Annotated in this window: 15 protein-coding genes; 9 read left to right on the plus strand and 6 right to left on the minus strand. The window is 38.2% G+C overall.

The window, feature by feature from the left end:
- Window positions 1-14 precede the first annotated feature (14 nt).
- Window positions 15-473, plus strand: coding sequence for a hypothetical protein (locus PHE24_01170; protein ID MDD4901724.1), 459 nt, complete (start codon window positions 15-17; stop codon window positions 471-473).
- On the opposite strand, the gene PHE24_01175 is transcribed toward PHE24_01170, so the two are convergent.
- Window positions 470-1,831, minus strand: a complete 1,362-nt coding sequence (locus PHE24_01175) for a recombinase family protein (protein MDD4901725.1) — start codon at window positions 1,829-1,831, stop codon at window positions 470-472. The two genes, PHE24_01170 and PHE24_01175, sit on opposite strands and share 4 nt — an antisense overlap.
- Window positions 1,832-2,016: 185 nt before the next feature.
- Here PHE24_01175 and PHE24_01180 point away from each other — a divergent pair, with 185 nt between their 5' ends.
- The 6 genes from PHE24_01180 to PHE24_01205 all read left to right on the plus strand — a co-directional run bounded on the left by PHE24_01180 (window position 2,017) and on the right by PHE24_01205 (window position 14,053).
- Entirely contained in the window at window positions 2,017-5,289 is a 3,273-nt protein-coding gene (locus PHE24_01180; protein ID MDD4901726.1) for a helicase-related protein, read from the plus strand.
- Window positions 5,286-8,546 (plus strand): N-6 DNA methylase, encoded by a 3,261-nt coding sequence (locus tag PHE24_01185; GenBank protein ID MDD4901727.1) that lies wholly within the window; start codon window positions 5,286-5,288, stop codon window positions 8,544-8,546. Before PHE24_01180 ends, PHE24_01185 begins: the two co-directional genes overlap by 4 nt.
- 4 nt (window positions 8,547-8,550) lie before the next feature.
- On the plus strand, window positions 8,551-10,890 hold the full coding sequence (locus PHE24_01190; GenBank protein ID MDD4901728.1) for a hypothetical protein: 2,340 nt from the start codon (window positions 8,551-8,553) through the stop codon (window positions 10,888-10,890).
- Window positions 10,891-10,996: 106 nt separating this feature from the next.
- Window positions 10,997-11,695: a hypothetical protein gene (locus PHE24_01195; protein ID MDD4901729.1), complete on the plus strand. Its 699-nt coding sequence runs from the start codon at window positions 10,997-10,999 to the stop codon at window positions 11,693-11,695.
- Window positions 11,696-11,741: 46 nt separating this feature from the next.
- Window positions 11,742-12,527 (plus strand): nuclease-related domain-containing protein, encoded by a 786-nt coding sequence (locus tag PHE24_01200; protein ID MDD4901730.1) that lies wholly within the window; start codon window positions 11,742-11,744, stop codon window positions 12,525-12,527.
- A gap of 365 nt (window positions 12,528-12,892) precedes the next feature.
- Entirely contained in the window at window positions 12,893-14,053 is a 1,161-nt protein-coding gene (locus tag PHE24_01205; GenBank protein ID MDD4901731.1) for a thermonuclease family protein, read from the plus strand.
- Window positions 14,054-14,087: 34 nt separating this feature from the next.
- Here PHE24_01205 and terL read toward each other — a convergent pair whose 3' ends face one another.
- The 5 genes from terL to PHE24_01230 form a co-directional block, all read right to left on the minus strand.
- Complete coding sequence (terL, locus tag PHE24_01210) at window positions 14,088-15,623, minus strand: phage terminase large subunit (protein ID MDD4901732.1); 1,536 nt, start codon at window positions 15,621-15,623, stop codon at window positions 14,088-14,090.
- A 13-nt stretch (window positions 15,624-15,636) separates the two neighbouring features.
- A complete protein-coding gene (locus tag PHE24_01215; GenBank protein MDD4901733.1) occupies window positions 15,637-16,065 on the minus strand; it encodes a hypothetical protein in 429 nt (142 codons plus the stop codon).
- Window positions 16,062-16,811 carry a DNA methyltransferase gene (locus tag PHE24_01220; GenBank protein ID MDD4901734.1) on the minus strand — a complete coding sequence of 250 codons (750 nt, stop codon included), beginning with the start codon at window positions 16,809-16,811 and terminating at the stop codon, window positions 16,062-16,064. The genes PHE24_01215 and PHE24_01220 overlap by 4 nt, the downstream gene beginning before the upstream one ends.
- Window positions 16,798-18,093 carry a DNA modification methylase gene (locus PHE24_01225; protein ID MDD4901735.1) on the minus strand — a complete coding sequence of 432 codons (1,296 nt, stop codon included), beginning with the start codon at window positions 18,091-18,093 and terminating at the stop codon, window positions 16,798-16,800. Before PHE24_01225 ends, PHE24_01220 begins: the two co-directional genes overlap by 14 nt.
- A 164-nt stretch (window positions 18,094-18,257) precedes the next feature.
- Window positions 18,258-18,671 (minus strand): hypothetical protein, encoded by a 414-nt coding sequence (locus PHE24_01230; protein MDD4901736.1) that lies wholly within the window; start codon window positions 18,669-18,671, stop codon window positions 18,258-18,260.
- A 125-nt stretch (window positions 18,672-18,796) separates the two neighbouring features.
- Between PHE24_01230 and PHE24_01235 the strand changes: the two genes are divergently transcribed.
- Window positions 18,797-19,429, plus strand: coding sequence for a S24 family peptidase (locus PHE24_01235; protein MDD4901737.1), 633 nt, complete (start codon window positions 18,797-18,799; stop codon window positions 19,427-19,429).
- A gap of 12 nt (window positions 19,430-19,441) precedes the next feature.
- Window positions 19,442-19,651, plus strand: a complete 210-nt coding sequence (locus PHE24_01240) for a hypothetical protein (GenBank protein MDD4901738.1) — start codon at window positions 19,442-19,444, stop codon at window positions 19,649-19,651.
- Window position 19,652: the final 1 nt, after the last annotated feature.

Raw genomic sequence — 19,652 nt, forward strand, 5'->3', positions numbered from 1 at the left:
AAAATTATAAATTTATGCGCCGAAAATTTATCCTATCCGTATTAAACGTTTTAACACTCTGTGTTGTCATCGCCGCCGTTAGCATATCTTTTGTTGAAAACAACAAATGGATGGGCATTGTGTTAATTGTTCTTGCTATTCTTTGCGTTGTTTCTCTTATACCTTTTAAAATTAATTTAAAATCCGCCTTGCCTGATATTTTTTTTGGCGTAATTGATAATGGTATTTTGGCCATTTTAGCTATATTTGGCGGTCATTTTGCGGGCGTAGTCGGCGCAATTATCGGCGGAGTTGTCGGCAACGCTATAACCGATGGCATCGCTGGCATATTTGAAGGACATATGGCAGAAAGATTAAGATTACGGTTTGTTAATGAGGAGAGAACGATGCTTAAGTCGGCCGTCGGGAAAATGGCAGGCTGTCTTTTGGGTGCGGGAGCTGTTTTGGCCGCAAACAGTATTATAAAATTTTAAGTTCTTTCATATTTTAAAAGAGTTAAAGTTTTGTCTTTGTAGACTATTTTTGATCTTAGATTTCCAAGCAGTTCGCGTTTTTCCGATACCGACCCCTCTTTAAGAATATATTTAGCGTAATTACGAATATCCATATCATCCCTGGTTTTTACTTTATCTGTACTGCCCAGCACCGATCTTTGGAAGATATTGAACCGGGCAATTTCGTCTTCTAGCCGTTTTCTCATGCCAAGTTCGTTGATATCTACCTTGTCTAATATTTTTAACAGTTCTTCTATTAATTCTTCTTCCCGGATATATTTATTTTTGCAATTCCGGTCTCTCGCCCTAGAACAAGAATAATAGACATATCTGTTGTGCGTGCCGTCTTTAAGCTGTTTGTATTTTTCTTCGGCCGAGATGCCCGATCCGCAATAGCCGCAAGTGAATAATTTGGTGAAGGAAAATTCATGATTTTTTCTCGTGATATTATCCCTCTCTAATTGCGCCTTAGCCTTTTCGAATAACTCCTGGGTGATAATCGGCTCGTGTTTGCCGGTATACCAATTGCCGCTGTTCAGCGGACGTTCGAATACTCCATAATAGAAAGGATTATTCAGGATGCGATAGACTCCGCTTAATGTCAGCGGTTTGTTGCCCCGAGTATAAAAATTCAGTTCATGCCTGAGCCAGTTATATATCTTTCGGCCTGAATAATTATCAAAAGCGACTTTCTCAAACATTTTTTTGATAACCGGCGCCCTTTGCGGGTCTAATATAATTTGGCATTTTTTATCCATCCGATTTTGATTCAGATAACCCAACGGCGCCAGCCCTGCCCAGAGCCCCATCTCGGCTCTAGTCCGCAGACCGCGTTTAACATTTACTCCTCGGTTATCGTTTTCTAATTTTGCCTGCGATCCTAAAATCATTAGTAAAAATTTTTCATTGGGGTTGTTGCCGAACCTTTGGCCGTAAGTTCGGATGTCTTGCAGTAACCCCGAATCCATTAAATCGACGATTCTGCCTAAGTCCCCGGCATTCCTGGAAATGCGATCCGGTGCCCATGTCAGAATACCATTAAATTTTTTCTGCTTGATTTCATCGATAATCTCATTAAAAACCGGCCGTTGGCCGGTTTCTTTGGCAGAATGGGATTCTCGCTTCATGGTCACTACTTCCAGATTTTCCTTTTCGGCCAGCAAAAGCATCTCTTTAATTTGACTGTCGATTGAAAGGACTTGCCGTTCCTCGGATTCGCTCGATTTCCTAGCATATAAGCAGTACTTCACCGGAACGTCCAAAGAAACTGAATTTGACCCCGAATTTCGCCCCGGGCTCGCGGATAATACCGCCGTGTTTGTTGCCTGTTGTTGCATAATGTTGTTGGTTAGTTACTTAATTACAACAACATTGATGACGCAACGGTTGGAAGGAGTCCAGAGGGTCCCGAGTAGGTAAAATGTTGATAACCCTAAGTAAAATAGACTGAAAATTGTCTATAATCCGCCTTTACTTTTGGCTAAAAGTATTGTAAATTAGATATATAACCATAAAAAATATTATGCCAGCTATAACTAATACGGGAACAAATACGCTATCTAGCAAGCTAAAAAGTATGCTTCCCGATTGCGATAAAATCGACGCCCTTGTCGGCTATTTTTATTTTTCCGGGTTTAAAGACTTGCACAATGAGTTGAGGGATAAACAGATAAGGATTCTTGTTGGCATGGATATTGACAAAAAGATCATTGAAAAGGTTTCAACGCTAAAAGATCTTGATTTGGATTCCCATGTCGTTGAAACAAAAAAATCTTCTAGAACGGGAGCAAAAGAGGACTATATTGAAAATTTTTCGAAGATTTTTAATGATACGGACTATTTTGATAATGATGAGTCCCAAAAAGCATTTGAAATATTTTTGGATAAAATAAAAGATGGAAGTCTTCAGATTAAAAAAACGGCGGTCGCTAATCACTCGAAATTTTATATTCTTCACAACAAGACCGGTGACGGCGTTGTGATTGTTGGATCAAGTAATTTAACTGTCTCCGGCCTTAGAGAGCAGAGAGAGCATAATATTTTGCTTTCAGAAAAACATTATTATGATAGCCATGTAAAAGATTTTGAAGAGTGCTGGGATGACGAGGATAATATAACAATTACGGATATTGGTTCGTCAGATAATTTTATTACTGAAATAAAAAGTAGAATCTGGCTTTATTCCTTGCCTGACCCAATTTTGATGTATTACCGCGTTTTAAGTGAGTATTTTGCCGTAAGCGAATCTGCTGATATGAAAACGCCGATGCGCATTACCGGCGGCAAATTTTTTGACCTCAAGTATCAGAAGGACGCGATCAATCTTGGTATAGATAGAATTAAAAAATTTGGCGGCGTTATTATTGCTGATGTCGTCGGTCTTGGTAAAAGTATTATCGCTTCTGCGATTGCGCATAATCTTGGCATGCAAACGATTATCATTGCTCCGCCTCATCTCGAAAGTCAGTGGAAGGATTATATGGCTGAATTTGATTTCAAGGGCCAGGTTTATACGACCGGCAGAATCGAGGAGGCCCTCGAAAGACATAAGGACAATGGAGGGAAGCTTTTGATTATTCTTGACGAAGCCCATAAACATCGTAATGAAGATACTGATAATTATAAGGTGTTGCATAGATTGTGCGCCGGTAATTTTGTCATGGCTTTGTCGGCGACACCGTTCAATAATGATCCGAAAGATATTTACGCCTTGATAAAATTGTTTAGTACCCCCGGACAATCTACTGTTCGAACCGTAGAGAATTTGAGCATGTCTTTTCATATGCTTTTCAAGCGATATAAAAAGGTTAGAAAAGATTTGAGAAAAAACAGCGATGGTGATGAAAAAGATAAATTAGAAGTTAAGACAGAATTGCATTCTATCGCAGATGAGCTCAGAAAAATGATTGAGCCACTTGTTATTCGCCGTTCGCGTTTAGACCTAGAAGAGATTGAAGACTATCGTGAAGATTTAAAGAGGCAAGGAATTTCCTTTGCCAAGGTGAAAGATCCGGAATTGCTCGAATATAATCTTGGCGACATGCTTAATTTGTATATAGACACTCTTGAAAAAATATCACCGGACGATAAAAGTACCAGCTTTATTGGCACACGCTATAAACCGGCAAGCTATATTAGGGAAGGTTCAGAATTTATAAAGAAATTGGCAGAGAGTGAGGATGATGATGAAAGTGGCGCTTCCCCGGAGGAACAGATGCAAAGAATTAAGCAAGCTCAGGTTAACGTGGCAAAGTTCATGAGAAGATTGTTGGTTAGGCGCTTTGAAAGCTCGATCGGTGCCTTTAAGATATCCCTTGATCATATGATCACTTCTTCGGAAACAATGCTGGATTGGTATGTAAACAGACAGCAAGTTCCAATTTTTAAAAAAGGAGCACTCCCTGAAGTCGATGAATTGGAAGAAATGGAAGATAAGGAAAGGGAGGAGCTATTTTCAAAGCTAGAAGGAAAAGGACTTATACTTATCCCAGCCAAGGAAATTGATTTGAATTTTGAGCGCGATTTAAAAGCCGATATTGAATTGTTGAAAAAAATTCAAACGGAATGGTCTCAAAATAGCAATGATTATAAATATGAATTTCTTAAACAAAGATTATCAGAATCAATTGCCAAAGATAGGAGTAGGAAAATAATTATATTTACTGAGTTTTCAGATACGGCTAATTATGTTTACGAAAAATTAAGCAAAGATGGTTTTAAACGCGTGTTTAAATATAGCTCGGCGGATTCATCGGACGAAAATAAAAAAATAATTCGGACTAATTTTGATGCCGGCTTAGATTTAGCAAAACAATCCGATGATTTTGATATAATTATCGCGACCGACGCGATTTCGGAAGGTTTCAATCTTCATCGCGCCGGGACGATTATTAATTATGATATTCCCTATAATCCGACCAGAGTTATTCAGCGCGTTGGCCGTATAAATCGTGTCAATAAAAAAGTTTTTGACGAGCTTTATATCTATAATTTTTTTCCGACAGCCACCGGCGAGCAGGAAACGCAGACAAAAGCAATTTCAACTTTAAAAATGGACCTTATCCATACTCTTTTGGGTGAGGATACAAAAACTTTAACATCGGACGAAGATTTAAAAAATTATTTTGCTAAACAGTACAAAGAAGAAAACGCGGAAAATGAAAGTCTGTCATGGGATGCGCCGTATAGGAACACTTGGCTGAAAATTAAGGATGATCAAGCGATAATGCAAAAGATTTCGGAAATTCCTCATCGTTCAAGAATTGCCAGAAAAGGAAAAGTGGCCGGGGTGGTGGCGTTTGCCAAGAAAAGCGGGAATTATATTTTTGCCTTTGGTGAAACGCCGGAAACGGTTAGTATTGTGTCGCCGCAAGTGGCATTGCCGCTATTTGACGATACGACTGATTCAGAAAAGGCATTACAAACAAGCGTCAACTTTGACCCCATTTATAAAATGGCTAAGGAGCATATTTTTAAAGAAAATACTAAGCCGCCGGTTGAAACCGGAAGGAGACAGGATGCTTTAAACAAAATTAAGATTTTAGCCGATAATTACCCCCAGGCGCATGATTTGTGTCTTGATGTGATCAAAATAATTAAAGATCTTGATGGCTTGCCCAATGGATTGCTCAAGGACATTGCCGAAATAAAGATTGATAAAAAGGATTTTGATTCTGCGCTTAAAGCACTAAAACAGTTGGTGCCAATTAAATATATTGAAAGTATTTTTAATACGGCGGAGCGGGCTAACGATACCGGCAAGCTTATTGTTTTATCGGAAGAATTATTTATATGATTAAATTTAATGAGAAATATGATTCAGGCAATTTTTTGCAATTTCTGCAGGATTTTTTGCCTTCTGATTTTGTAGAAAAAGAAGAAGATGTAGTTATAAACAAAGATAGGTATAAAGAAATAACCAAGGCTAAGATATTGGGCTATTGTGAATCTCTTGATCTTTACATCTTAGAAATGGAGCACTCTAGAGAAAAAGATCCTAGGGTGACTATTGCCACTGATGCATTCAAAATTTTAGCTGATCACTGGATCCATAAGGCGTTGGTTATTTTTGAAAATAAGGACTCTGATAATTATAGATTTTCCTATCTCACAATCTCTTTAGATTTGAATGAAAAAAATAAGGCGGTAAAAAAATATTCAAACGCTCGCCGGTATTCTTTTTATTTGGGGGTTAATGCGAAAGTTAGAACGCCAGAGCAGCAACTCATTAAGAAGGGGAGACTTCAGAACATAGAAGATTTGTTTAACAGATTTTCCGTCGAGGTGGTAAATAAACAATTTTATTTAGAGGTTGCAAGATTTTTTGATGAATTAGTTTCTGGATTATCACTTCCCAGTGTTTCCCAGGAGAATATAAATATCAAAAAGACTTTTGCTGTCAGATTGATCGGCCGGCTTATGTTTTGCTGGTTTTTGAAGCAGAAAAAATCAGCATCCGGTCAGCTTATACCTGATGAAATACTTTCTTCTAAAGTCGTATCGAATAATTATTATCACGGGATTATTGAGCCGCTTTTCTTTGAGGTGCTAAATACCAGCATTGAAACCCGTGGAATAAGAAATGATTTATTTGATAAAGTTCCATATTTAAATGGCGGTTTATTTAATCCCCAGTCAGAAGATTATTACGAATTAGACAGGGGAACGTTCACCTCGAAATTTATCAACACTCTAAAGATAAGTGATGATTGGTTTAAGAATTTTTTTGAGCTTCTTGAAACGTATAATTTTACTATTGATGAAAATACTGTTTTTGATCAAGAGCTTTCGGTTGACCCGGAAATGCTCGGGAGAATTTTTGAAAATTTGCTCGCTGAAATTGATCATAAAGAAGGCAGTAGCGAACAAAAAAGAACAGGGAGCTTCTATACCCCACGTCAAATAGTGGAATACATGGTAGATCAATCGCTCATTGAATATTTAAAAACAAAGACTGGCATAGAATCGGAAAAGCTCTCAGCTCTTTTAAGTTATGATTTAAATGACGACGAAGATTATCCGCTTAATGATATTGAAAAGCAAGAAATTGTTGAAGCTATTGGTTCTTTGAAAATTTTAGATCCGGCGTGTGGGTCAGGCGCTTATCCCATTGGTGCACTTCAAAAAATTGTTTACGCCCTACAATTAGTTGATCCGGATTGTAAATTGTGGCTTGATTTAAAATTAAAAGGCGTCCCAGATTTATATAAGCAAAAAATAATCAATGAGGTGCAAGAAAACCCTTTTGATTATGTCCGCAAGCTTGATGTTATAAAATATTCAATCTTCGGAGTTGATATTCAGCCAATAGCCGTAGACGTATCGCGCTTGCGTTGTTTTTTAACCCTTGTTGTTGAATCTGAAATTGACGACGCTAAATCAAATAGGGGAATTGAGCCGTTGCCTAACCTGGATTTTAAATTTGTCTGCGCCAACACTTTGATTGGTTTGCCGAAGGTTGAAAAGACCGGACTTTTTGATGATCATTCCGGGATCGCCGAGCTTTCAAACATAATGTCAGAATATTTTTCTTGCAATAGTCAAGGTAAAAATGAAATAAAATTAAAGTTTGCCAATTCACAAAAGATGATTCTGGAAAAAACAATATCGGCTTTTAGGGGAAGCACGGGGGATTTGACTTTAAAACTAGTTAGCTGGAACCCTTTTAGTAATAATTGCAATCCTTGGTTTGATCCGGAGTGGATGTTCGGAACTGAGGAAAAATTTGACATCGTGATTGGTAATCCGCCCTATATCAAAGAATACACTAACAGAGGCGCATTTGATGGGGTAAGAGAAAGTGATTATTATCAGGGCAAGATGGATATTTGGTACATGTTTGCCTGTATGGGGTTTGATTTTTTGAAGGAAAATGGCGTTGAGTGTTTTATAGCTCAAAATAACTGGGTAACAAGTAGCGGCGCTTCAAAGATGAGAAATAAAATAATAAGAGATAATCAAATAGTAAGTATTCTTGATTTTGGAAATTATAAAATTTTTGAAACGGCTGGGATACAAACAATGGTTATGCTTTTTAAAAAAAGCAGCTCATTGGATAATTATCAAATTGATTATAGGAGGCTCAAGGGTGAAGACCTTGTTATTGGTGACGCCCTTGATCTTCTGATGAAAAAAACAAACCCCAACGCTGAGTATCTAACCCCAGAAATCAGCAGAAAGGAGTTGTTTGATAAGAAAATTACATTTAGTGATTCGGTGTCGGACAAAATACTTAAAAAGATTGTCAAAAATTCAAATTTTAAATTGACCGAAAAAGAAGTTGCAAATGGTATACACCATCATCACGATAGGATAAATAAGGATAGAAAAAATATTCTTAATGGCCGGTATAAAGTTGGCGATGGAATTTTTGTGCTTAGCAATCAAGAAAAAGATAAAATTTGCTTTACTCAAAAAGAATTAGAATTAATAAAGCCATCGTATACTACCAAGGAATTGATAAAATGGTACGGAAACCCTCATAATAAGGAATGGGTAATTTACACCGATTCAAGTTTTAGAAATGAGGACAAAATTAATGAATATCCAAATATAAAAAAACATCTTGATCAATTCAAAGAGGTTATAACTTCGGATAACAAGCCATATGGATTGCATAGATCTAGAGAAGAGTATTTTTTTAAAGGAGAAAAAATAATTGCAGTTAGAAAATGTCTAACCCCGACATTTACGTATACTGATTTTGATTGTTATGTTTCGGCGACTTTTTATGTAATTAAAACAGAAAGATTAAATCAAAAATATTTAACTGGATTGTTAAACTCAAGCTTGATAAAGTTTTGGTTAAGGAATAAAGGCAAGATGCAGGGTAATAATTTCCAGATAGATAAAGACCCTATAATGGATTTGCCACTGAGCATCGCTACTAAAGAAAAGCAATATGAAATTTCTAATTTAGTAGATAATATTTTGGCATTAAAAAGGAATGACCGTAATGCGGATATCAAAAGTTTTGAATCGCAAATTGATAAACTAGTTTATGAAATTTATGGTTTAACCGAAGACGATATTAAAATTGTCGAAGCCTCTTAAAATTATGCCCACCACTTCGCTTTCAATAAAATATCGTCCGGTAAAAATAGGCTTTTTGGTTAGAGATGGAAATATCGAAGATTTAGTTAGGGCCGCTGAAATCAATACCTTGTTATGGGGAGGTGTGCGCAACCCCATAATTCCAGTTTCAGCATCAAATAAAGATTTTTTTGACCAGCTTGTAAAACTGTTTTCCGTCGATGTTTTTTTTGCAATTTCCCATACGCCTGAAATTGATAAAATAATTAGTGACAACCAATTCCTTAAAAATCCTAATCATTATGCCGAAAATATATTTTATGAGGATTGGGATACTAAAAAGAATGCGCTCGGGTATTTAGATTCAATAAACATCGTTAATTATTATTGGGAAAAAGAATTTAAAAATAAATCTAAAGGTTATAGAAGTAATTGCACTCTAGTTGAGTGGGATGGAAACGATCCTTGTAACGATTTATTTTCAATACTTTTTGGACGCTTTCCAGAATCGTTCAATCTAAAAGATGATTTTAAAAACGCTTTTCTTAAAGGGTTGTGTTCAAGGGAGGTTATTATTGCTCAAGGCGGTATTATTGACAAGGTTATTTCTAAAAGTGTTAACCCGCTTACAGCGACAACACTCGAGTTAAGCGGTTACGGAGGGACATGGCGTGGTAATGGACTTTATGTAGGCTCTGGAAACAACTTTTCAGACTTAATGTCTTTTTGGAACTTACGCGCATCTGGATTAATGCTTGAATTTTTGCCCAGAGAGCATGTTGATAGATTTGATGAATTTATCAAAGCTTATTTAAAGAGGCTTGACGATTATCCTAATAGAAATCCAAATATTGAAGATTGGATAACCGTCTATTATGGTGGTGGCCATGAGGTCGTTAAAGAAGTAATCAAAGGTTTTACAGTAAAGAAACGTTTTGTTCTTTCGCATTGCGATGAGGTTACTTGGAATGGTTTAAATATTAAACCGGCCGATTTTTATTTTAATTGGCAACAAGTAACAGCAAGTGTAGAAAAAAACTATGATAGATATAATGTTTCTGTGACATTGCCAAACAAAAAATTTCTTGATCCCGATCAGGGTAGACGAGATAGGAATATTGATTATCAGAGTTTGGTTGTTTCGATAGATCCGATTGGTGAATTTGGATATCCTGAGCACACACTAAAACCGCCGTTCATTAGAGAATTAAATGAATTTTATAGTAGGGAAATCGAATTTGATCCGTGGCGTGTCAGGTCTGAACAAAATGGCATTGGCATATTAATACAGGCTCACGATAATTCACTTTCTCTTTACCCAATCGCTCATTATAAATTGATGGAAAAAATTTTCGAGCTCGCTGGGTACAGGGCAGATATGAGTCAGGCTGGGTTACTCGCTAAACAGATTGTACGCGGAATGAGGGAGGATAACCCCCTTGAAGCTTGTCGAGTATTTAAGATAACAGGCGCACGAAAACTCATTAGTTCACTGAAAGCCGATGAAGATGTTGAATGGAAAAAAGCAATTAAAACAATAGGAGAAAATAGTTTTGATAAATTCAAAAAATTATATATCGAATCAAGAGAGACACCAGAGCTGACCCCAATTGATGTTTTCAGTTTTTTGCTAAAGAAAAAAGTTTTTTCCCCAAAAATTAGAATCCGATACAAGATGCTTAGATCAAAATGGAAATTTAAATGTATAAATTGTGGACTGGAGGAAAAAATTTTAGTTAAAGATTTTGAGAGTTTTTGGGATTGCCCTTATTGTGGGTACAAACATTATATGCCTTCTTACATAGCAGAATCTTTCAAACGCAACCAGAATATTTATTGGAATTTTAAGAAAAGCGGTTTGTTTGCAAAAGACAATAATCAGGAAGGAGCTGTTCCGGTAATTGTTAGCTTACTTACTTTTGCCAGAATTTTTAATAATAATAAATTAATTTATTCCACATCGTTAAATTTACAAAATTCTAAAAAATGCGAGATTGATTTTTGCGTTCTGCAACATGATCGTGGCGATAAGATCCAACTTGGAATCGCGGAATGTAAAAGCGAGGGGCAGGAAGTTAACCAACAAGATGTTAATAATTTAAAGCGTGTTCAAGACGATATCAATAAAGTTGGGATTGACTGCTACATTATTTTTTCTAAAACCGCAGACAATTATGAGGCGTCTGAGATAGAGCTTTTTAGGACATTAAAAAATGAAGGTCGAAAATTTGTAATTTTGAGTAACAAAGAACTCGAACCATATCATCCGTATTGGGAAATGGAAAAAACCGACAAGTTGCCGGAAAAATACGCCCTAGATTTAATGGGCATGTATAGAAATTCATTATTTTTATACCTCAATTAATCTCGTAGTTATTGGGTCAATTTTAAATAGGTAATGAATTTAACAATTAAAACAGCCCTTGATCTTCATACGTGGAGTGGGATACGGTCAAGAGGGGGTTGATAATATGAGTTTAATAGAATTTATAAAAGAATATCAGACTTTAATCGGTTCTCTTGTCGGTTCGTTTTTTGCTATAATATCATCTATCGGATTGTGGTGCCTAAAAACATATGTTGAAAAAAAGCGTCAGATAAAGGGGGATAAAAAAGAAGTAGAGAATATTTTTCTCAGGGCTTCCAGGGAGTGTCAAGATTCAATCGGCAATCTTAAAAATTTTGTAAATAAGTCGGGGGAGATATTAAAAAATAGGACAGCAGAATTAAATGTAATTTTTCCGGCGAAATTTAATAAAATATATATTAATGAAGAAAGACTGTTTGTTTTAAGTAAGAATTTTCATTATATTATTTCACAACAAATTGACATAGCTGTTTCTGCGGCTAAAAAATTTAATTCTTGGCTGGAGATGTACGAGGAATTCCCTGAAATTTTTTATAATCATAACATCGAAGATCTGAAGGTGAATATTAAGTCAAAAGACGAGATGATAAAAAGTTTTCAAGAAGATCAAAGACAATATATTTTAGGAATAGAAGATTGTTTGAAGAATAAAGTTAAAACAATTCAAATTCAGTTGTTAAGACCTGCGGTTGCACTGCAAAAAAAAGATAATGAACTGGAGGGGATGGCGCTATCTGGTAATTTGGATAAAATTCTAGATCATGAAGCAAGATTTAATTTAGAGTCGAATGATGCGATTTAATTTCGGTTTGCATTTTTGGCGTTATTTAAATTAGCAATTTGTAAAAATGAAAACTATCGGAAATAAAAAATCATATTCTGAAAGCCAGCTTAGAAAAAATAGAATAATAAAATATAGCGCGCTAGTGACTCTTTTGGTGATTTTTATAGTTCTAATAAAATACGCCATCTTGCCTATATTTCAACCCAAGGTATGGATGAATGCGAATTCTTGGGTAATTTTAATACTTATAGTTTTGGGGGCTATTACCGGAATTGCCGCGCTGGCTATGTCAAAGTGGTTAGAATCATTTTTCGACAAGGTGAATTATAATATAAGCATTTCGGCAGCAGGGGACGAGGGTGAGAAAAAAGTTTATGATGAGTTGCGTAAAGTTTTAGACGATAAATATACCGTTTATCCTAACTATATTATTCCCGGACATAAATTCGATCTCGATTTTTTGATAGTCGGGCCAAAAGGATTGATAGTGATGGAAGTTAAGAATTTTTCCAATTCGACTGTTTTTTCTGAAGATAAAGCCCTTAGTGTAAAAGAGTCTGGGTATAAGAAAGAAGTTACAAAACTGGTCGGCAGTTCCGATCCGCGCAATAAAATTGATATTCATTGCAAGGTTATGAATAGTTATTTAAATTATTTGAATTTTGATAATATTAAAATCAGAAAAGTTTTAGTGTTTGCGAAAGATCACATTACAATTGAAGGAAAATCTAAAATTTATATCGTTAAAAAAATTAACGAATTAGGTCAATATTTTGATAGTCTTTATCGAGACGAAAGATTTACGCCGGAATTTTGCGAGGAAATAAATAAAAAGTTATTAATTAATTAACTTAATTATAAAATTTTTAATTATTTAAAATTTGTTCCAGAAAATGTAGTAGATAAGATGTAGACAACTAGCCCTTCGCAAATTAGCTATTCTAAGCTAAGATACACTGGACTTTAACCCATATATTGGTTAAACTATAATTGACAATTTAAGCCGGGTAAAACCGGGCGCCTAAACTCGTAAGACCTCTTGCGGGCATGGTGCGAAAACTCGTTGAAAATACTGATCCCCACGATCAGCGACTTTTCAACGAGTCATATCTGGAAACGGGTATGGGACCGCAAGGTCTAGCTGGCGTGGGGTTTAGTGTTTCTATGACCAGCTAAACCACTTAGTTGGTTTTTTATTATTAATTAATAAAAAATATGGAAAATTTAGTCGCCACTTTATTTTTAGCCTCATTTGTTTGTCTGATTATCGGCCTGGTTCGTCCGAATTCATTTAAGGGATTATTTAAGGGTAAAGAACTGAATAGAAAATCCATTCTTAAAATATTCGGAACAGCTACGGCTGTTTTATTTGTTTTCACGTTGTTTTTGGCTCCGCCGGCAGAAAAGTTAAGTAATGACACAAAGCAAAGCACTGCAACCACTTCGAAGATCACGGATCAGAATAGTGCTTCGCCGTCGGCAGGGGATTTGGAAAAAACGCAGTCGCAAACGGCTCCGGCGGCCACCGGCACGGAGGAGGTTATTGATAACGGATCAGGTATTGTTGCTGACGCACCAGTTAATAATAAGTTGGCAGATAATTCAATATCGGGGCGGGCGACAATTTCAGCCGAAAAGAATACTCCGCCCGCAACGGCGCCAGTTAAGACGAATGATCCGGCGCCAACCATTCCGGTTACTGCTAAACCGAACTCCCAGTATGTATTTTATTCGGTGACCGATGTTGTCGATGGCGATACGATCAAGGTAAATATAGGCGGTACGATTACGACGCTTCGTCTTATCGGTATCGACACGCCGGAAACAGTGGATCCGAGAAAGCCGGTTCAATGCTTCGGCAAAGAGGCGTCGAACAAAGCCAAAGAACTCCTTTCCGGCCAAAAGGTCCGGCTGGAAAAAGACCCTTCGCAAGGCGAACTGGATAAATACGGCCGCACCCTTGCCTATGTCTATCGCGTAGATGGTTTGTTTTACAACAAATATATGATCGCTCAGGGCTATGCCCACGAATATACTTACGATACTCCCTATAAATATCAGGCCGAATTCAAAGCGGCGCAAAAGACGGCCCAGGATAACCAGTTGGGATTGTGGTCGCCCAGCACTTGCAATGGCGACACTACGCAAGCCGCCGTGTCCTCGGTACCATCCGCAAATACGAGCGCGACTGCCGATTCTACACCGTCCGGTAAATTTTACACATCTTCATATAGCACTTCTAAGTATTATTATCCGGCCGATTGTTCGGGCTGGCAGAGCCTGACTCCTAAATATCTTAAGGCGTTTGATTCTCTGGCCGCGCTATTAGCCGCTTATCCATCCCGGACTTTAAGTCCGCAGTGTCAGAAAGAGTAAAAAAAGCTTTGTGATCCCGTTACCCGTTTCAATATTAATCGCAAACAACGTCTTGCGGGTACTCGTCGTCATCTTCGCCAATAATTATTACGGGACTATCGATGTATAGGGTGTGATCTCGATGGATCATTTTAGTCGTCAAACAGGTAAAAGCATCTACCAAGTCATCGTGTTTTTCTTTGCCGAAATTAACCATTTGATTTATTAACTCCTCGGCGCCATGCTTCGGAAATAATATTTTACCGTTTTGAATATAAGGGCTGATAGCCGCCAACCTGGCTCTTTTATCTCCTTTTGGTATATAATCCTCAATTTTTAATCGTTTAGGTTCACCCCAGGTTTTGTAGACATTATCAATATCTTTTTGAAGCAATTGAATTAATGCTTGCTGATATCCAACACCTTCGATAAATATTCGATTTTTTTTGTAGGAGCTGTTCAGCTCAATTAATTCTCTGACGGTTTCCACCGTTTTCGGAAAAGTCAGTCTCTGGTTAAGGGGATTGGGTAAAATATATATTCGAAAAAATTCTTCCGCCCCGAACATTTCCGCTGATACCATAGCCGTATAATCGGCTGATTCCTTCTCTGAAATTGCCAGATCAATGCCGGTGCCGTGAAAGCGGAATCTGTCCTCTTTGGTCTGCGTTTCGTAGTCGTTTGGTATTTCGTCGTAATAATGTATCCATTCGGGATGAACAACCCTTTCCTGGTCGGAAATTATTCTTAAAAGATATTCTCTCTGCCAAGATGATTCGTTGGCGATTTTTTTTCTCTCTATTTCAATTTCGTCCATATTCTTAAATTTTCCAGTCCAGGTTATTTGGTTTGCTTCGTCAATCAAAGGAACGGTCAGCAGTCTGGCATTCATTTCTCCGGCTTCAATTTTTTCTTTTATTCTCATAAGCAAAGAATCCTCGTGGAGCAAGTTGCCGACGAATATTATTTTAGTGCTTTTATCCCCGGCCGGAATAACTTCGCCTGATATCCATTGATGGATTTTGTCCCTGCCCTCTTTTGTTTTAACGCTTTGCAGATCCTCAATATCGTCGCAGATTATTAAATCCGGACGATACTGCATGTGCTTCATGCCCCGGATGGTTTGCTCCATGGAAGCGGCAGTAATGCGCGCTTCATATTTCGGAATTACTAAAGACATCGATCCCCACTCATCTTCAATTTGCTGAAACGGTCCGAGGTCTGCTCTTAGCAATTCGTTTCCTTCCAATTCTTTGCGGATATTTATCAGATGTTGCCTGGCTTGCCGCTGGGTTTGCCCAAGAATGATAACAAATTTTTTTTGCGGTTTGCCAAGGATGGACCAAATGGGATAAGACAAGGTAAAGATCGTCGATTTTGCGCTGCCCCTGAAAGCCATGATTAAGGCTGTGTTGATTGTTTCATCTTCCGTTATATTGAACATTTTGTAATGAAAATCGGCAAAGGGATAAAACATGTAATGGTTGAAGTAAACGCTGAAAAACCAAAGATGGCTGTCGTTGGTTACGGCGACTCTTGATTTGCGGTCGCGAATCATTTCTTCAACTTGCTCTTTGTTGATCTCGGCCATATGTTTTTTATAGTTAAGAAGAAGCAGGTTTTTCTTCTTGGCTAGTAAGTAAATTATTGTTTTCAAACAATGAGGCGAGTTTTAATGCTTGCTTGATGCTTTCCTCTTGCTCGGGCGTCAGGCGGCCGTTGTCAGTTTTTACTCTCCCGTCTATCTCCAGTTTGTTGGCGTAGTTTTTATGATTGTGGTTGAGCCAGTAAATAATCGCCGTAAGATTGTTATTTTTAATAGCGGTGAGCAGTTGTGATTCGGCAAAATCATTTATCAAGTGCCGTCCGTCGCAGATAGCTTTGTTGACGGCTTCGGCGAATTTTTCGTCATTTTCTTTCCAGCGGTAAAAGGTTGTCCGGGGAAGACCGATTTTTTCGCAAACGACCTGCACAATCGGAGTTTTATTCAATTGCTCGATGGCTAATTGTTTTAATTTTTCATCGTCTTTCATATTTTTTCAGATTTTAAGCCTGCGATTTTTTCCCAGCGGGCGATAATAGTTGAACAATGGCCTTCGTCTATTTCGACTAATAGACATTTTCTTTTAGTTTGTTCGCACCCGATTAAAAGCGATCCGCTGCCGGCAAACCCATCAAAGACAAAATCGTTTATTTTGGTGCTGTTGAGGATTAAGCGCCTTAATAATCCGACCGGTTTCATGGTACTGTGCAATTTGCTTTTATTTGGTTTAGGATAGAACAAGACGCTCTTATCCTGGGAGTGGCGGAAGTCATGGGCGCCATACCAGCCATAGGCGATTAATTCATGCTGGGGCAGATAATCCAAGCGGCCAATTACCGCTTGTGATTTAACCCAAATGAGCAACTGGGTGAATTTGTATTTGGCCTGAAGCATTGCCTCTCGCAAGGCGAAAATCATCTTGTCGCTGTTAAAAATATAGACGGCATTTTTTCTGGCCAGATACGGTTTTATGTTTTCCAGCCACTGAATCGTGAAGTCGCGATATTCTTCGTCGCTTTGCGCCTGGTCGTTGGCAATGATTTTTTCACAGCCCAATTTTTGCTTGAACCCTGATTTGCTCTCGACGTAGCCAACTCCATAGGGAACATCGGAAATAATCGCGGTAATTTTATCCTCGCCGATAAGGCGTTTTAATAATTCCTTATCATTAACATCGCCGCAGGCCAATCGATTATTGCCCAAGCGGAAAATTTCTCCCGTTTTAACTTTTTTCATGGTTGTATTTTGCCTTGTTGAGCTTCTTGGCCCTCAGGCCACTAAGCTTTTCAAAGCGATTAATTATTAATTGGCAAAAAATTTGATCCTTTTCGATTAGGTATGCCCGCCGTTTTAATTGCTCGCAAGCGATCAGCGTCGATCCTGATCCGCCGAACAGATCAAGCACGATGTCATTGATCTTGGTGCATCGTCTGAGGGCTTTTTCATGTAGAGTCGGCGGCTTTGATGTTGGGTGCTCATAATCCTGCCCGGGCAGACGTTTAACCAGCCAGATATCAAGAAGATCGAGAATATCTTCGATTGTTCGGTTGCCGGTGCCGATTTCTTTGTTTAGGATTTCATTAAGGTTGTTGATCGGCGCTACGTAGGGCTTGTTTTTAATGCCGTAAACTACTGGCTCATAGCATTTGTTGAAAGCGACTTGCGGGGTTACATTAAATCCATTTTTCATCCAGAGGCAGGTTCGCTGGTATTTTATGCCGAGTTCGGCATACAGCGCTTGGATCATGCCCACATACTTCTGATCGCAATACCAGAAAAAATGCAGATCCGGCTTGCTGACCGACAAGGCGGTTTGCATTGCCTGTTTGGTAAACTCTCTGAATTCTGCGTCGGTTTTGTTGTCATTGACTTGTCCGCCGTAGTTTTGTTTTCCGCCCAAGCCTTTAGCGTAGTCGAGGGAAATATTATAGGGGCTATCGCAGTAGACCATGCTGGCTCGCTCTCCGGCCAACAGAATTTTTCCGTTATTCTGATCGGTCGAATCGGCGCAGAGGAGGCGATGGCTGCCTAACTGGAAAAGGTCGCCTGTTTTAATGCTGGTCTCCTTTATTTTTTCTAATTCCTTTTCTTCTTGAAAATCGTCGTCCTCGATTTCTAAAACGTCATTCCAGATTGCGCCGATTTCTTCGGAATCAAAACCCACGTCCAGCAAGGTTTCGATTTCAAAGTTTTTCAATAGCTCAAGATCCCATTCTCCTTGCGCCTTGTTCATTAATAAATTCAAATCTTTTTCCTTTTTGGGATTTAAATTTACGAAAATGACCGGCACTTCTTTGTAATTTAATTTTTGGGCGATTTTCCATCTTTGGTGGCCAGAAATTATCACGTTCTCGCGCCCTTTGAATCGGTTGGCGACGATTGGATCCAGAAGCTGGTAAGTTTCAATGCTTCTGGTTAATACTTTTTCCTGGCTGGCCGTAAGGCGTCGAGGATTATATTCGGCCGCCTTGAGCTGTGCCGGAGGCACCATTATGATCTTAGGATTGATTTTCTTCATACGGATTTAGTTTTTAGTTTATTAATAAATCGCGCGGAAATAAAAAAACCTACTCCGCACGCGAAATAAAAGAAGTCGACGCTTCGCTTATTTCTTGCGCGGAATAGGCATGGCTCTTTGAGCGCTACACTACTCGCTTTTTACTACGCAGTATTATTTAATTTTTAACTTTCATTTTTTGCCAATCTTCTTAAAATCCTTTTTCCTTTGACGCTATTTTTAAATTCAACAGCATCCTTTCCAAGAAGGATCGGCACATTATTCGGCACGCTTATTAAAACGCGCCTTCCTTGCTTTCGGCATTCGTTTATCGTCTCTTGCAGAACCGGATCATTCAGGCCCATGTCAATATTAAAATTAATTATACCTTCTTTATTTTTTTCTTGCGGCGGAAGAGGGGAGTAGAGTCTTGCTGGTTTTTTCCAAAAAATCAACCTTTTAAAAAATTTGCCAATCTCATTTGTAGTTCGGGTATTTGTGTGAAGCTGAATATCGGTCATTTGTAAAACAATATCCTCTGGTCCGGGAGCAGACTGAGCTGGCTTAAGTTCTAATTTTTGGATTATTTTTTCTTCCATGTCTTAAGTATAGCACGCCGTACAAATTACGCAAGAGGTACAACAAATATTTGACTTGTTTCGAGCTCTATGCTAAGCTTGTGATAGCTAATATAAAAGCACGTAAAATTCAACTTATGAAAAAAATGAACGAAAATCAGCAAAAAATTCTCAAACTTGCTTTAAAAGAGGATATAAGCAAGTTGACCCCAATGGAAATAGCTAGAAAAACGGGCATTGATCACGTCTTCAAAGTTCAATACCATATGGATCAACTTAGAAAAAAGGGCTTGCTTTATTTCAATAAAAAAGACAAAAAAAGCGAAGTTGCCAAGAGTGGATCGTTTGTTATTGATAAACTTTTACGCATTCCGATTGTTGGCGCGGCTAATTGTGGTCCGGCTACCGAACTGGCTCATGAAAACATAGAAGGATATTTGAGTGTATCCAAAGAATTTTTGCCTAAGGCAGACCAGAATAGCTTGATGGCGGTCCGAGCAGTTGGCGAATCGTTAAATAAAGCCAAAATTGATGGCGAGAGCGTCGAGAGCGGCGATTATGTTATTGTCGACTGCAATAGAACCCCAGAGCCCGGTGATTACGTCTTGTCGGTTATTGATGATGCCGCCAATTTTAAAAAGTTCTATAAGACCGGAGACGAGGTTAGGCTTGTATCGGAATCGACCCTAGACATTCCGCCCATCGTTTTACACAAAAAAGATTTAGACTCTATCGGCTACGCCGTTAACGGCGTAGCGATAAAGGTATTTAAAAAATAATATTTTAAATGTATGCCTCCAAAATACATTCGCAATGCCGGCAAGCAATGGACTCCGACAGAAGTGAAACAATTAAAAGTCCTTGCTAAACAGGACACCCCAACTCGTGTAATCGGTTTAAAATTAGGCCGTCCGGTTGCCGGTGTTCAGAGTAAAGCCTCGGCTCTTGGCGTGAGCTTGAAACCGACAAATCAAGCGCCGTATAACCGCAGAGGAAAATAAT

The organism is Patescibacteria group bacterium (genome assembly GCA_028707065.1).
In the GTDB taxonomy this organism is placed as follows: domain Bacteria; phylum Patescibacteriota; class Patescibacteriia; order Patescibacteriales; family WJLG01; genus JAQTUZ01.